The organism is Variovorax rhizosphaerae (assembly GCF_037889975.1).
Classification (GTDB): domain Bacteria; phylum Pseudomonadota; class Gammaproteobacteria; order Burkholderiales; family Burkholderiaceae_C; genus Variovorax; species Variovorax rhizosphaerae.
In genome coordinates, this window is sequence record NZ_JBBKZT010000002.1 from 60,138 (window position 1) to 75,128 (window position 14,991).

12 protein-coding genes are annotated in these 14,991 nt (G+C 63.8%); 5 read left to right on the forward strand and 7 right to left on the reverse strand.

Annotation, left to right across the window (positions count from 1 at the left end; genetic code table 11):
* Positions 1 to 25: 25 nt before the first annotated feature.
* Positions 26 to 868 carry a TauD/TfdA dioxygenase family protein gene (locus WKW82_RS04115; RefSeq protein WP_340340982.1) on the forward strand — a complete coding sequence of 281 codons (843 nt, stop codon included), beginning with the start codon at positions 26 to 28 and terminating at the stop codon, positions 866 to 868.
* A gap of 35 nt (positions 869 to 903) precedes the next feature.
* A complete protein-coding gene (locus tag WKW82_RS04120; protein WP_340340983.1) occupies positions 904 to 1,962 on the forward strand; it encodes a beta-keto acid cleavage family enzyme in 1,059 nt (352 codons plus the stop codon).
* Positions 1,963 to 2,070: 108 nt separating this feature from the next.
* On the opposite strand, the gene WKW82_RS04125 is transcribed toward WKW82_RS04120, so the two are convergent.
* The 5 genes from WKW82_RS04125 to WKW82_RS04145 form a co-directional block, all read right to left on the reverse strand.
* Positions 2,071 to 3,111: an AraC family transcriptional regulator gene (locus tag WKW82_RS04125; protein WP_340340984.1), complete on the reverse strand. Its 1,041-nt coding sequence runs from the start codon at positions 3,109 to 3,111 to the stop codon at positions 2,071 to 2,073.
* A 552-nt stretch (positions 3,112 to 3,663) separates the two neighbouring features.
* Entirely contained in the window at positions 3,664 to 4,686 is a 1,023-nt protein-coding gene (locus tag WKW82_RS04130; protein WP_340340985.1) for a Bug family tripartite tricarboxylate transporter substrate binding protein, read from the reverse strand.
* A gap of 36 nt (positions 4,687 to 4,722) precedes the next feature.
* Positions 4,723 to 5,649, reverse strand: coding sequence for a ketopantoate reductase family protein (locus WKW82_RS04135; RefSeq protein ID WP_340340986.1), 927 nt, complete (start codon positions 5,647 to 5,649; stop codon positions 4,723 to 4,725).
* Between the two features lie 8 nt (positions 5,650 to 5,657).
* Complete coding sequence (locus WKW82_RS04140) at positions 5,658 to 6,761, reverse strand: isocitrate/isopropylmalate dehydrogenase family protein (RefSeq protein WP_340340987.1); 1,104 nt, start codon at positions 6,759 to 6,761, stop codon at positions 5,658 to 5,660.
* 113 nt (positions 6,762 to 6,874) lie between these two features.
* Positions 6,875 to 7,774, reverse strand: a complete 900-nt coding sequence (locus WKW82_RS04145; protein ID WP_340340988.1) for a LysR family transcriptional regulator — start codon at positions 7,772 to 7,774, stop codon at positions 6,875 to 6,877.
* A 630-nt stretch (positions 7,775 to 8,404) separates the two neighbouring features.
* Here WKW82_RS04145 and WKW82_RS04150 point away from each other — a divergent pair.
* From WKW82_RS04150 to WKW82_RS04160, 3 genes are all read left to right on the forward strand, one after another.
* Positions 8,405 to 9,601 carry an IS256 family transposase gene (locus tag WKW82_RS04150; protein WP_340340989.1) on the forward strand — a complete coding sequence of 399 codons (1,197 nt, stop codon included), beginning with the start codon at positions 8,405 to 8,407 and terminating at the stop codon, positions 9,599 to 9,601.
* A 1,317-nt stretch (positions 9,602 to 10,918) separates the two neighbouring features.
* A complete protein-coding gene (locus WKW82_RS04155) occupies positions 10,919 to 12,715 on the forward strand; it encodes a sensor histidine kinase (protein WP_340340990.1) in 1,797 nt (598 codons plus the stop codon).
* Positions 12,712 to 13,419: a response regulator transcription factor gene (locus WKW82_RS04160; RefSeq protein WP_340340991.1), complete on the forward strand. Its 708-nt coding sequence runs from the start codon at positions 12,712 to 12,714 to the stop codon at positions 13,417 to 13,419. The genes WKW82_RS04155 and WKW82_RS04160 overlap by 4 nt, the downstream gene beginning before the upstream one ends.
* Here the strand turns inward: WKW82_RS04160 and WKW82_RS04165 are convergent.
* Entirely contained in the window at positions 13,334 to 14,524 is a 1,191-nt protein-coding gene (locus tag WKW82_RS04165) for a hypothetical protein (protein WP_340340992.1), read from the reverse strand. The genes WKW82_RS04160 and WKW82_RS04165 overlap by 86 nt on opposite strands.
* Positions 14,521 to 14,883: a response regulator gene (locus WKW82_RS04170; protein WP_340340993.1), complete on the reverse strand. Its 363-nt coding sequence runs from the start codon at positions 14,881 to 14,883 to the stop codon at positions 14,521 to 14,523. The genes WKW82_RS04165 and WKW82_RS04170 overlap by 4 nt, the downstream gene beginning before the upstream one ends.
* Between the last annotated feature and the right edge of the window lie 108 nt (positions 14,884 to 14,991).

Below are 14,991 nucleotides of genomic sequence, written 5' to 3' on the forward strand. Positions count from 1 at the left end.
TGACATTCCACCGGAGACCCATTTCATGAAGATCAGACCCATCACGCCCTCGCTGGGGGCGGAAGTCTCGGACATCCACATCGGCGAGGCCTCGCGCGACGCCGAACGTTTCACGCAGATCCGCGCCGCGCTGCTCAAGCACAAGGTGCTTTTCTTCCGGGGGCAGGACATCACGCGTGCCGAACACGTCGCCTTCGCACGCTGCTTCGGCGAGCTCGAAGACCACCCGGTGGTCGGCAGCGACCCCGAGCATCCGGGCCTGGTCCGCATCTACCGAAGCGACAACAGGCACAGCTACGAGAACACCTGGCACAGCGACGGGTTGTGGCGCTCCGCCCCCGCGATGGGCGCGGTACTGCGCTGCATCGAGTGCCCCGAGATCGGCGGCGACACCATCTGGGTCAACATGGTCCAGGCGCACGATGAACTGCCCGACGAGATCAAGCAGAAGATCGGCAAGCTGCGGGCCAAGGCCAGCATCGAACATTCCTTCGGTGCCGTCATGGCGCCCGAGGCCCGCCTCAAGCTGGGCCAGGACCATCCGCCGGTGGAGCACCCTGTGGTGCGCACCCACCCGGAGACGGGCGAGAAGGTGCTCTTCGTCGGCAGCTTCAGCACGCACTTCGCGAACTACAGCACGCCCGAGAACGTGCGGCACGGCATCGACAAGACACCGGGCGCCGCCCTGCTGCTGAACTACCTGGTCAGCCGGGCCAGCATTCCCGAGTACCAGCTGCGCTGGTCCTGGCAGCCCGGCGACGTGGTCGTCTGGGACAACCGCAGCACGCAGCACTACGCGCTGAACGACTACTGGCCCGCGCCGCGAAAGATGGAGCGTGCCGGCATCGTCGGCGACGTGCCGTATTGAGACTTCGACATCCGCATTGCAACCTGGAGACGCACATGAACTTCCTCGACGGCCACCTGTTCCCGGAAAACCAGCAGCCGCTGATCATCACCGCCGCCCCCTATGCGCCGGGCTGGCTTCCTTCAGACTTCCCGGAAGAGATCCCGGTCACGATGGAGCAGCAGGTCCAGAAGGCGGTGGACTGCTACAACGCGGGCGCGACCGTGCTGCACTTGCATGTCCGCGAACTCGACGGCAAAGGCAGCAAGCGGCTGTCGAAGTTCAATGAACTCATCGCCGGTGTGCGCAAGGCCGTGCCTGAAATGATCATCCAGGTCGGGGGCTCGATTTCGTTCGCGCCAGAAACCGAAGGCGCGGCCGCCAAGTGGCTGAGCGACGACACGCGGCACATGCTCGCCGAACTGGAGCCGACACCCGACCAGGTGACAGTGACCGTCAACACCTCGCAGATGAACGTGACCGAACACGCCGAGCTGGCCGATTTCAAGGGCACCTCGCGCGAGATCCCGGCCATCTTCGAGGCCTACAAGGAAATGACGGTGCCGGCCCAACCGGGCTGGGTCGAGGAGCACATCCGCCGCCTCAGCAAGGCCGGCATCCAGAGTGCCTTCCAGTGCTACAACATCAACAGCTTCGAGTCGGTCGAGCGGCTGATGCGCCGCGGCGTCTACAAGGGCCCGCTGGTGATGAACTGGGTGGCCATCAGCGGCGGCATGGATGCGCCCAACATCTACAACCTGGCCAACTTCGTGCGCGCCGTGCCCGATGGTGCCGTGCTCACGGTGGAAAGCTCGGTGCGCAACGTGCTGCCAGTGAACATGTTCGGTATTGCCATGGGCCTGCACGTGCGTTGCGGGACCGAGGACGTGCTGTGGAACCAGACGCGCTCGGCCAAGATCGGGACCGTCGCACAGATCGAGCAACTTGTGCGCATCGCACGCGAGTTCGGCCGTCCGATCGCGACGGCGCAGCAGGCGCGCGAGATCTCGAAGATCGGCGTCTTCTACGACACGGCGGAAGAATCGCTGCAGGCCAACGGCTTCGCGCCCAATCGCCATGGGGCGAACCAGGGGTTCCTGCGGAAGGCGGCCTGAAAAGGTGCGAACGAACCCGCCATGCCCGCACGGCCACGCCGGATTCATTCATACGTTCTGGCGCCTCGTGGAGCGCATGGCACACGCCATGCGTCTTGAAGCCCTCTTTCAGAAGGCGGCGGCGGCATCCTGAGCGGCGACGCCGCCGGCCTGGCGGCTCCACTGCGAGGGGCTGCAGCCGAAGTGCTTGCGAAACCAGTGGCTGAAGCTGCTGGGTCCCGAAAAGCCCAGCAGTTCGGCCACCTCGCCAAGCGGGAGGTCGCTGTCGCGCAGGTGGCGCCTGGCCAGCTCGGAGCGCACGTCGTTGAGCAAACCGCTGAAGGTGAGCCCTTCCGCGTCCAGCCGGCGGGCCAGCGTGCGACGGTCGACGCGCAGGTGCCGTGCCACCTCCTCCACGGTGCAGCCACCGCCGGACAACAGGGCCAGGATCAGTTCCCGGCAAGCGTCACGCGTGCTCTCGCCACGGCGCTTCAAGGCCGCATCGAGGTACTCGCGCGCGAACCGCGTTGCGCTCTCATCCGCTGAACCGCGCGGCTTGCGCAGGTCGGCCGCGTCGCAGACCAGGCCGTTGAAGTCCTGGTTGAACGTGACGTTGCGCGTGAAGAAGGCCCGGTGCGCCGAAAGGTCTGCCGGCGGGCGGTGCGTGAAGCAGACCTGCAGCGGTCGCCAGTTCGGCGCGATCAACTCGCGCAGGATGCGGAACATGATGCCGACGGCGAGCTCGATCGATTGGCGCATCGGCAGCCCCGCGCTCGGCAACAGGTCTTCACGAATGACGACCGTGTCGCCCGCTTCCTCCAGCCGGAAGATCAGCGAGGCATTGACCAGCTTCAGGTAGCGGCCCAGCGTGTCGAGCGCGGCCAGGGGTGTGGGCTCTTCCTTCAGCACGACGCTGATCGGCCCCAGCGCGGAGAGCTTGCGCTGGGCAGCCAGGCACAGGGCAAAATCTTCAGTGCGCGTGGCGCGCGCGGTGATCTCGAGCAGTTCGCGCACGGCGTCGCCGGGAATCAGCGTCTCGGGATGCTCCAGCAGCTTGGCCTGCAGGCCCACGGTCCGCATGAACGCTTGAGGATCCCGGCCGAGCGATCGCACCAGCTCCTCATAGCCGCTCAGGCTGGCGCTGCGTATGAGTCGACCGAGATGTTTCATGGAGGCGTCACGTCGACGCCGATTTTCTCCTGCTGCGGTACGTTACGTCGCGTCATTGTTTGAGTAGCGAGGCCCTCGTTCGGCGCATCGACGTTCGCCGCGGAATCAAGGGAGCAGCAGTTCGTTGGCCGTGTCGTCGGCGCTGCTGCCGACCGCCTCAGCAACATCCGTTGCTGCTGCTTCCAATGACATGCGCGGAGTGTGTGTGGGCTTGCGGCCGCGGAATGGAGGTTCAGACTGGTCTCGAGTCTTGGGGCGATCTGCATACGCAACCGGTTGCATTGCTGCGTCGTCAGCGGCCATTCGTAGGTTGTGTCCGAACGGCTGCAACTGTCTAGGGTTGTGAGATACCTGCCCGGAGACTGGCGCAGCGCGAAGGTGACGACGACCTGAGGGCAGGTGTCGCACAACCCTAAACAGATGTGGACGTAGGCGTGACTGGCGTCTACGGCTCCTTTCAATGGAAGCCGTCACACGCGTGGGTGACCGCAACCGAGTCGGACAGGGGCATTCGCGAGCGGTCGCTGTACCCGCCGCATATGCCCCATGCGTTCAATCCAGCTTGATTTTTGCCTCGTTCACGAGTTTCGCAAACCTCAGTGTGTCTGCCTTGATGGTCCTTGCGAATTCTTCCGGAGTGCCACCCATCGGCGTGGCCCCCAACGCGGCGAGCTTTTCCTTCATCTCTGGAGACGCCAACCCCGCGTTGATCGCCTCATTGAGCCTTTTCACCACCGGCGCCGGCATGCCAGCCGGGCCAACGACGCCAAACCACTGCGTGAACTCGAAACCAGGCAGGCCAGCCTCGGCCATGGTCGGAACGTCGGGAAGCAGGGGCGAGCGCTTGGCGCTGGTGATTGCCAGCGCTCGCAGTTTCCCGGCCTTGATGAATTGAAGCGTCGGCGGTGGTGAGTCGAAGTTGAGTTCGACCTGACCGGACAGGAGGTCGTTCAGGGCTTGGGCGCTGCCCTTGTAAGGAATGTGGTTCATCTCCGTCTGGGTCGCCAGCATGAACATCGCAGCGCCGATGTGCTGCGAGCTGCCGCTTCCGGAAGACGCGAAACGCAGCGCTCCCTTCTCCTTCTTTGCCAACGCAATGAAACTGGCCGGGTCCTTGGCCGACACGGAGGGATTCACGATCATCAGAAGCGGAGTGTTGGCCACCAGGGCGATCGGCGTGAAGTCCTTGACCACGTCGTACGGAAGCTTCGGAAAGAGTGCGGGCGCTACGGCGTTGGAGTTCTGGTGTGCCAGCAACAGCGTGTACCCGTCAGGCGCTGACTTCGCGACGGCATCGGCGCCGATGGTCCCGGTTGCGCCGGCTTTGTTCTCTACGACAACGGTTTGGCCAATGCGCTTCTGAAGATCGGTGGCGATCATCCGTGCGGCCACGTCGGTGAAGCCGCCGGGCGCATAGCCAACGATCAGCTTGATCGGTTTGGCGGGATAGTCCTGCGCAAGAGCGCAGAGAGGAACGACGCAAGCGATGGCGCCGGCGAGCAGGCGATGAAGCTTGAACATGATGATGTCTCCTTTGGTGATTCCGGGCAGCGGCCGGACGGCCGCATGGGCCACGCGCTGCGCGGCCGATCGATGGCGTTGCCCTGCGGCCTAGCTGGTGAAGGTTGCTTCCCGCGCGCGAATGATTGCGACGAGGGCTTCGTTCATGGGGGTCGGAATGCCGTACCTGGCTGCCTCGGCCGGGATTGACCCGTTGATCGCATCGACCTCGGAGCGACGATGCGCCAGGTGATCGAGCAGCATTGAAGGCTTGGCATCGGGAATCTTGCTGCCGAGCTTGCGGACATGCTCGATCGGATCACCCACGTCGAGCTTGATACCCGCCGCCTTGGCCACCGCGATCGCTTCGAGGGAGCAGCCGCGCGCGATCTTCCAGGCGTCCGGGTTGTTCATGACCTCGCCGATCGTCATGCCAGTCGCACAGGTTGTGCCAGAGAAAGCGACGTTCATGATCAACTTTTCCCACACCATCTGCTTCACGTCCTCGAAAAGCGCGACCGTGAAACCGGCTGATCGCCAGACCTCGGCGGACGTTTCCAATGCATCACGGGACAGGCCCGCGAGTGCGCCAAAGCGGATCATCTCCATGCCGTTGTGGTGCGCATGACCTGGAGCCCTGATCGAGGCGCCGAAGCCCCCGACCACGCCGATTGCAATCCGATCCGCTCCGAGCACGGCAGCAGCCTTTTCGGGCGAACCAAGGCCGTTCTGGATCGTCTGGACGGGAGTCTTCGGACCAAGCAAGGGCAGGGATGCCTTGGCGGCCGCCTCCACATCAAAGGACTTGGTGGCGATGATCACGAGATCACAAGGACCGATTCCGTCTGTCGTCGTGCTCGCATGGATCGGGACCGTACGGTCTCCGCTTGCACCTTCCACCCGCAGGCCGTGCGCCTGCATGGCGGCCGCATGATCCGGCCACAGGGTGATCGCATGGACTTCATGGCCCGCGCTGACCATCAGGCCTGCGTATACCGAGCCCATGGCACCGCAACCAACTATTGCTACTTTTGCCATGATCGACCTCACACAGTCACTGTGGATTCGATCGTCGCGGGCAGGGCCGCGATGATGGCACTCGTCACTGCCGAGGTTCCTGCGTTGCCGCCAAGGTCGGCGGTCCTGGGACCGCTTGCGAGCACCTTGGCGGTTGCCTCGCGCACCGCTGCCGCTGCCTTGACGCAGCGATCATCCTCGTTGCGCTCGGCCAGCCAGTCCAGAAGCATCGCGGCCGACAGGATGGTCGCCACCGGGTTGGCGACGCCCTTGCCGGCGAGGTCCGGAGCGGTGCCATGACTTGGTTGGAAGACGCCCATCGTCTCGCTGATGTCTCCGGAGGGCGCGACGCCCAGGCCGCCCACAATCCCCGCGGCAATTTCTGATGTGATGTCGCCGAACACGTTTTCGGTCACCACGACGTCGTAGCGCTCCGGATGGGTCACGAACATCATCGAACCGGCGTCGATGTACAGACGGTCGCTGCCCACGTCAGGGTACTTCGCCGCAACCTCGTCGAAGATCTTGCGCATGAAAGCGTTGCTGCGAAGGACGTTTGACTTGTCCAGCAGGGTTACGTGGCCCGGCGTGCCGTGGGTCTTGCGACGTGCTCTCGCTTGCTCGAATGCCACCTTGAACAGCTTCTCGCTTGTGGCACGGGTGATGACCAGGCGGTCGCCCACCGCTTCGTCGCTGGGCTCGAGGTGGTCGTGGCGACCGGCGAACAGGCCTTCGGTAATCTCGCGGATGACCAGCATGTCGATCTTTTCGGCCTTGACCCGCGACGGGACGCCGGGAAAGAGCTTGCAGGGCCGCAGGCTTGCGAAGAGGCCGAAGCGTTCCCGGATGTCAATCTGGGGCGCGATCTCGGTTCCATCGGGCTTGCGCACGGAAGGCAGGCCCATGGCGCCGAGCAAAATGGCGTCGGCCTGGGGCAGCGCTTCCATGTCGGCGTCGGCCATGGAAATCCCCGTCTTGCGGTAAAGCTCGGCACCCGCTTCGTATGTCTTGTAGTCAAGCGCAATGCCATGCGCTTCCGTGGCAGCGTTCAGCACTGCAACCGCGGCGTCGGTGACTTCCGGTCCGATGCCATCGCCGGGAAGAAGCACAACCTTGTAAACACTCTTGCTCATCATCAGTCTCCTGGAGGTGGCTCGCAACATGGAGCCAGTGGGACGAATGGTGAGCGGCTGGAATTCCCTCGAAAAGCAATGGATTGCCAAGGGGTCTTCGCGTAGCGCGAAGACTAGGGTTTGCGCTCGGACGCGCACTTCTGCAGGTGCTGGACCAGCAGACTGGAAGCAACAGGCCGCGGCCCGTTGGGAACGCAGATGCACAGTTCGCGGCGGGCCCATGGCTCGTCCAGCTTCACTTCGCAAATGTTCAAGCGCTTCACAAAGAGCCGCGCAATGTTGTGCGGTGCGATGGCGATGCCCAGTCCTGCTGAAACCATGAGGCACAAGGCGTCGTAGCCGGTGACCTGAACGCGCAATCGAACGGTCCGGCCAGTGCGCACGGCCGCTTCGGTGAGTTGACTGTTGATGGCGCTTCCCGTGCGAAGGCCGACGAAATCCCAGTCGAGCAAATCTGTCAGTTGAAGGCTCTTTCGAGCAGCAAGCGGATGGTCGCGCCGCAGGACCACCGCCAACTCGTCTTCTTCGTAGGGCAAGGTCTCGACATTGTCCCCGTGTGGCTGCCGTGTGTAGATTCCGACGTCGGCTGCGTTCTCGGCCACGGCCTTCGTCGTGACGGCGCTGTTGCGCTCTTCAAGATTCAATTGAATCTGGGGGTATTCCTCTGCAAACGTCGCAAGATCCGCCGGCAAAAACTGCGTGATGGCCGAGATGTTGGCAAACAGACGGACCTGTCCGCGCGTGCCGCCCGCATAGTCGAGCATCTGTGTGTGAATCTCGTCGAGCGAGTGAAGGGCCTGGCGCGCCAGACGCAAGAGCGCGATGCCTGCGGCGGTGGGCTCGACCCCTTTGTAGCTGCGCGTCAGGAGTTGCGTTCGAAGTATCCCTTCGAGCTCGGTGATTCGCTTGCTGATGGCAGCGCCTGCGATGTGCTCGCGTTCGGCAGCCTTGCCGATCCCTTGCTCCTCCACGACGGCGACGAAAAGTTTCAGCGATACCGGGTCTAATTTCATGTGCGTGTCCGCCGCCTATGGTTGGCTGGTGACGCATTGTGAATGCCGTGGACGGGATTGCCTGAATGGCGAAAACACCCGCGTCCTCCAGGTTTGCTCGCATCCAGGTTGCGGACGTTCGCCAGTGGCTGCGGTAGGTTGGCTCAGGGCCCTGACTTCCAGTTGGGCGGCCAAGAAAGCAGCCGTTCGACTCGGCGATAGCGGGGTGGCTTTAGGGATGCTGCCGGGCTACGACTGGAATACCTTCGAACCCGGTCCTTCATATCGACGCGTTCTCGGCGTATGGACGACAGGAACCGGCCTCGCAGCATGAGTTCGTCGAGCAACCCGCAAACACAGCAACCGCTGCATGCCGGCCTTTCATTTTGGCCCGGCGCCGCCCGGCGCCATCGCGGCCGGACTATGCACTTCCTCGCTCCTCCAAGGTGGCGGCTCTGTCCTCTGGTGGCTTCAGCGTTGATGTCCCAGCAAGTGGTGTAAGTCTTCTTTCACTCGCTGCACGGCAAGGCGCGTAGGGCGTAGCCCGAAGCGGCTTGCCGTGCAGCGGCCGCGCTCTTCGGGGGTGGTCATCGTGAAGTCCGGATAAGTTTGAGGTGCGACCCACCAAACCTGTCCTTGAAGGAAATCACAATGACCAACGCCACTATGGCATTAGCCGAGCTTGCCGAGAAGGGAGCCGACATCGACGTGCTGCGCCAGATGGTGCAGTTCATGGCCCAGCGCCTGATGGAGTTCGATGTCGAAGGCCGCTGCGGCGCCGCCTACGATGAGAAGAATCCCGAGCGCCTCAACAGCCGCAACGGCTACCGCGAGCGCACCTGGGACACCCGGGCCGGCAGCGTCGAGTTGAAGATCCCCAAGCTGCGCCAGGGCAGCTACTTCCCCGAGTTCCTGGAGCCCCGGCGCACCGCCGAGAAGGCCCTCACCGCCGTCATTCAGGAGGCCTACGTGCAAGGCATCTCCACCCGCTCGGTGGACAACCTGGTCAAGTCGCTGGGCATGAGCGGCGTCTCCAAGAGCCAGGTCAGCCGCCTGTGTGGCGAGCTTGATGAGCGCGTCAATGCGTTCCTTGGACGCCAGATCGAGGGCGACTGGCCCTACCTCTGGGTCGATGCCACCTACGTGAAGACGCGCGAGGCCGGGCGTATCGTGAGCGTGGCGGTGATAGTGGCTGTGGGTGTGAACACCGACGGTCAGCGCGAAGTGCTGGGCTTGAAGGTCGGCGCATCAGAAGCCGAGCCCTTCTGGACGGAGTTCCTGCGCAGCCTGAACCGCCGTGGGTTGCGCGGCGTGAAGCTCGTCATCAGCGACAGCCACGAGGGCATCAAGGCAGCCGTCTCGAAGGTCCTGAAGGCCACCTGGCAGCGTTGCCGGGTGCACTTCATGCGCAACGCCCTCGCGCACGCCGGCAAGACCCAGCGGCGCATGGTCTCGGCCGCGATCGGCACGGTGTTCGTGCAGGAATCAGCCGATGCAGCTCGCGCGCAATGGCGATCGGTGGCAGACCAACTACGCGACAAGTTCCCCAAGCTCGGGCGTCTGATGGACGACGCGGAGAACGACGTGTTGGCCTTCATGACCTTCCCGCGGGCCCACTGGACGCAGATCTACAGCACCAACCCTCTGGAGCGGTTGAACGCGGAGATCAAGCGACGCACGAACGTCGTGGGCATCTTCCCCAACGACGCCTCGATCACGCGTCTCGTGGGCGCCATGATGCTCGAGCAGAACGACGAGTGGTCGCTCAACCGGCGCTACATGCAGCTTGAAGGCTTGCAGTCCCTGAGCGACACTGCACCCACTCGGCTGTCCGCAGTGGCTCGCTGAGTACCGTGTACCTCAGCCCTGTCTGGGCTGAAGACTTACACCATCCGCCGGGACGTAACCGCTTCAGCTGGTACGGCCGCCCCGTTGACGGCACAAAAGCCCCTTTAATGTCGAGCCATCCATCTGCGTCTTCGGGATAGAGCGACGACCAAAAGTCCGTCCCGGACATTCGCAACTTCGGACCAGTGCGTGAGACGAAAAGTTCCTCGATCTGTCCAGTGCGGCCGATCAACTTCTCGCAAAGCCACACCTTCGAGAGATGAGGATCCAACGTCGCCGCGACTCGACGAACCTTGTCCGGAGTGGACTCCTTGTAGGCGAACTCAGTTGTGTACCTGTGCAGCAAGATGTCAGCGTTGGCGAAGCGAGCTAACTCCGAGGCCAACTCAGAGATGAGGTGCATCGCGAGGCCGTTTGCGTGCCCGATTCGGAATTGGGCTCTGTAGCCAGTTGTGCCGTTGAACAACCAATCAAGAAGTGACTTGTCGCACTGAAACTGAACCACGCCTCGAAGGTCATGCGAATCCCGCCCAGATTCATCAAGCCCAAACCTCGCGTTGTTGCTCTCGAGTGCTGCTCGGAGAGCGGCACGGACGGATCCCATCAGTTCTTGCCAGGGTGGCGCCTGCCGCAGATGCTGCGCTCGAACTGGATCAAGCGCGTCAAACTCTCCAAGCGTCCAAAGAATCGACATTCTGTTCTCCGGCATGTCGCCCGACTGACATACGGCGATCGCCACAGTCAGTGAACTTGGTCTACGTTGACCACCAGCTTACGGGCAGACTTTGGCTCACTGTCCTGTGCCTGGTGAGGGCTTATGGTTCAACTCGTGAGGCTTAAACACAAAAGTGCGCTGCAGACTGTCTGCTGTCCTTCGAATCTTGCTGCCCAATGACAGAGGTCGCCGATACCAGACCTTGGCACTTTTCTCGACGAACGGCCGGTCTAACTTGGAACCCGACCGTCGCAGATGTCGACAGTTCGGATCGCAGGCGGCAAGGTACGACCCAGACGAAGTCGCGCGTGAGCAACTGCTTCTGAATGTCGCGGAATAGCGAACCGCGCCCGAAGAGGCGAGCAGTCACGCTCGCCGTCGAGGCCGTTGCACCAAAGTGCGAAAGCCCGTGCACTGACGACCCATAGCCGGCGCGATTCGAGGCCCTTAAGGTTCAGGCTCGAACCCAATCCATCATGACGGCCCACGAGCGGACCCGCAATCACCGGTTTCGCTTTTGCGCGCGCGCTCTTTTCGCATTTCTGTTTGGAGCGGTCGTTCTCGTTTCCGGCACCAGAGCCGAGCCGTCTGTTCCCCTGCGCGTGCTTGTCATCCAGGGCGGGGACCCCTACCTGCCGTCGGCGGTCGAGCAGGTGAAGGGCCTTCGGCGCGTCTTCAACGAGCGGTTGCCCAACGGCTTCGAGATGACCAGCGAGCCCCTCCAAGCGCTGCAAGCCGGCGCGCCGTACGACTCCGACGCACTGCTCGCGCCTCAACTCAAGGCACGCTACGGCACCGAGCCGCCCGATGTCGTCATCGCCCTGCGCCGGCCCGCCATCGACTTCCTGCTCCGCACACGCCAGTCGCTGTGGCCGTCAGCGCCCATCGTGTTCTGCGGCATCCCGGAAGACGAGATCAGTGAGTTGACGCCAGGCCCGAACATCTCGGGCGTTGCGATGCGCTTCGATGTCCGCGGCACACTGGCTTTGGCACGCCTGCTGCAACCCGATGCGCGCAGGATCGCGGTGGTGGCCGGCAGTTCAACCTATGACAGGACCTGGGCCAACCGCGTAGGCAAGGCCCTTGCCACGGACGCGCGCGGCTTCGACGTGGTGTGGCTCGGCACGGGAGCGATCGAGGAGACTCTCGGCGACGTGGCACGCCTGCCGCCCGACACCATCGTGCTCTACACCAGCATCTTCAGGGACGGGCGCGGCAACGTCTTCATTCCGCGCGATCTGATCCCGCAGTTGGCGGCCGCATCGCGTGCGCCGATCTACAGCTTCTTCGACACCTACTTCGGGCAGGGCATCGTAGGCGGGTCCATCTCCAATTGGCAGAGACAAGGTGAAGAGGCTGCGGAACTCGCGGTGCAGATGCTGGCTCACCCGGCCTCCGAAACCCGCGGGGTGGTCCGGCCGGCCCCTGCCGCCGTCACGATGGTCGATTGGCGCGCGATAAGCAGGTATGCGCTCAACGAGCAGGCACTGCCGCCAAGCACCCTGGTCGAGTTCCGTGAGCCAAGCTTCTGGGCACGCTACCGCTGGCAGATCGCCGTGGCCATCGCGCTGACCGCGTTGCAAGCCGCGATCATCTCGGCGCTGCTTGTCCAGCGGGCTCGCGCCCGCCGTGCCGAGCGCCTGACGGTCACCCAGCGCGAGGCCCTGAGCCAGGTCGCGAGGCTGTCGGCCCTCGGCGAACTCACCGCGAGCATCTCGCACGAGGTGAATCAGCCGCTCGGCGCCATCGTCACGAGCGCCGACACGGCAGACTTGCTGCTCAGGCAACAGCCGCCCAATGTCGACGGCGCGATCAGGCTTGTCGGCAACATCCGCAGGGCTGGGATCCGGGCGGGTGAGGTCACCCACCGCGTGCGCTCGCTGGTGCGGCGCCATCAGGTCAATACCGTGGCGCTCGACCTCAACGCATTGATCACCGAAATGTGGCCGCTGGTCGAGGGCACCATCACGCGTGCCGGCGTAAGCTCCGAACAGCAGCTCGACAGCGCGTTACCGCTGGTGTTGGCCGACAAGGGCGAGTTGCAGCAAGTCTTCCTCAATCTGATCCTGAACGCGCTCGACGCGATGCGTGCCTCCAGCGGGCGCCGCCACCTGCTTGTCTCGACGCAGCGATTGAACGATGATTTCGCGCTGGTTGGCATCGACGACAGCGGGCATGGCCTGAAGGTCGAGGAACAGAGGCTGTTCGAATCGTTCTTCACCACCAAGCCCGACGGCATGGGGCTCGGCCTGCCGATCGCGCGCTCCATCGTGGAGGCACACGGCGGGACCATCACGGCGGTGGACAACGCGCAGGGCGGTGCCAGCTTCCGCTTCACCTTGCCCATTGCCCGGACCGAGATCGGTTCGGCAGGAGGCCTTCAGGAGCATGGACTGTGAAGAAGAACCACTGTGTCCACGTCGTCGATGATGACGACGACATGCGCGAAGCGCTGGTAAGCCTGTTGCAAGCGCTGGGTCACGACGCAACCGGGCATCGCAGCGCCGGCGAGTTCCTGTTTTCTGCGTGGCAGTCCTTGCCGGGATGCCTGCTGCTCGATGTCGATATGCCGGGCCAGAGTGGCCTGGACTTGCAGCGGATGCTGAACGAGCGCGACCTTCGCATTCCGATCATCTTTCTGTCCGGCAAGGCGGATGTACCGATGTGTGCGCGGGCGCTGAAGGCTGGAGCGGTGGACTTCTTGACCAAGCCGTTCCGGCGGGAAGAAGTCGAAGCGGCCCTCTCCGCCGCCTTTGCGATGGTCGACCGGCGCCAGGCGGTCGAGGAAGAGTCCGAGTCCCTGCGACACCGCTTTCACACGCTCACCCAGCGCGAGCAGAGCGTGGCGAAACAGATCGTGCAAGGACGTCTCAACAAGCAGATCGCCGCCGACTTCGGCGTATCCGAGCGCACGGTGAAAAGCTACCGGGCACAGGTGATGGAAAAGATGAACGTCCAATCAGTGCCCCAACTCGTGGAGGCATTGCTGGGCCTCCCGCGCACCCAGCCCGCGCCGCTCACAGGAACAAGCCGACCAGCTCCTGAAGAACCTGGTCGAATGGCACCAGCGCAAGCGCCACCAGACCAAAAGGCAATGCAGTAGCTCCCGTCAATGCGAACAGGCTGCGAAGGTCGATCGCGGTCAGTCGTTGCGAGAAGGCCTTGTCGGCGGTCTGAAAAAAATCGGTCGCGGCCGAGAAATCGCCAGTCGACAGCGGGTCGATCGCGGGCTGATCCCGCGCGCACTGCATCCACTTGTCCTCCAGCGCGACGCCGACACGTTGCACCAGCGCACCGTAGGTCACGATCCCACGTTGCCAGTTGCGCAGCAGTTGCCCGCTGAACGCCAGCAGCGGCGCCACGCAGCACGCAAGGACGACGACGACGGTCGCGAGTGCAAGCCGGCCGAGCATCTCCGGCCCACCCTGCCCACCGGCCCAGATATGTGCAAGCGCCGTGGCCGCGACGACTGCGCCGGCTGCTGAAGCCGGAATCGAGAACGCACGCAACGAATATCCGACGAACATCAGCCCAGCGGCGCCCTCCGGATGAGGCGCCACCAACCGCAGCGGCAATCGCGAGACGAGCCACAGGTAGCGCGCCCACAGGAACAGCCGCCACGCCCAGCCGAACACCAGCACGAGCAGCAGCGGCAGGCTGACCAGTGCATGCCACCAGCTTGCCAACGAGCGCGCCAAAGGTGCGCTGGCATCGCCGCGGTGCCAATCCGGCAGGAAGCTCGCGGGCACATACCGGATGATCAACAACGCTGCGACGAACGCCACCACCACGGCGAATGCCTCGACCACCCAGCTGTCGCGCAGACGGCGAATACCGCTGAGGAGCACGGAGTACGCCGGGACCGCGCTCGCAGGCACGATGCCTCGCTCGCAAAAGACGGCGGCCAGCGCGCCAAGCCGTGGAATGCAGATCGCCTCCGCCAGCACGAGCAGCGGCGCCGCGACCAGCGACCTCGCATGCACCGACGCGTCGCGCAGGAAGGCCCGCCACACGCCATCCTGCCCGTTCGCCAAGGCGAGCGCGGCAAAGCCCAGCAAGGGCAGCCAGCCGATGCAAACGACGACCAGCGCGCGGCGCCAGACACCACGGTGACTGTGGTCAAAGCGCCCCCAGAGACGAAGCAACCTGAGCGGCGGGCCGCCGTCGAAGAGACGCGCATCGTCGTCCCGCTCATGGTCAGGCGTCATGACGAGGCCGCCCTTCCGGCCGTAGCCCGATCCACTGCATCGCGCAGCGCGGTGGCGGTAAAAGGCTTGAGCAGGTACTCGCCATGGAATGCGGCGGCCGCCGCACGCCCGCTCGCGTCGTCGCGCCCCGTGATGAACACGGCCGGCACACTCCGGCGATCCTTGCAGAGCGAACGGTAGAGTTCAAAAGCCGTCACGCCTGGCAAGCCGATGTCGAGCACCAGGCAATGCGCATCCAGCGGCGGTGTCAAGCGCATCACGCTTTGTGGCTCGGCGAAGCCACGCGCTTCGAACCCGAATACATCCAGCGCAACCAGCACGGCCGAGCGAACGTCATCGTCATCCTCGACGACGATCACCAGAGGACGCTCATCAGATTCCACGCAAGCCCCTGTATTTGAATGCGTCAGGGTTATGGCGCCTGCGATCAATTTAGACGCTCGCCGTGCAGGTGCCAACCAGCAAAT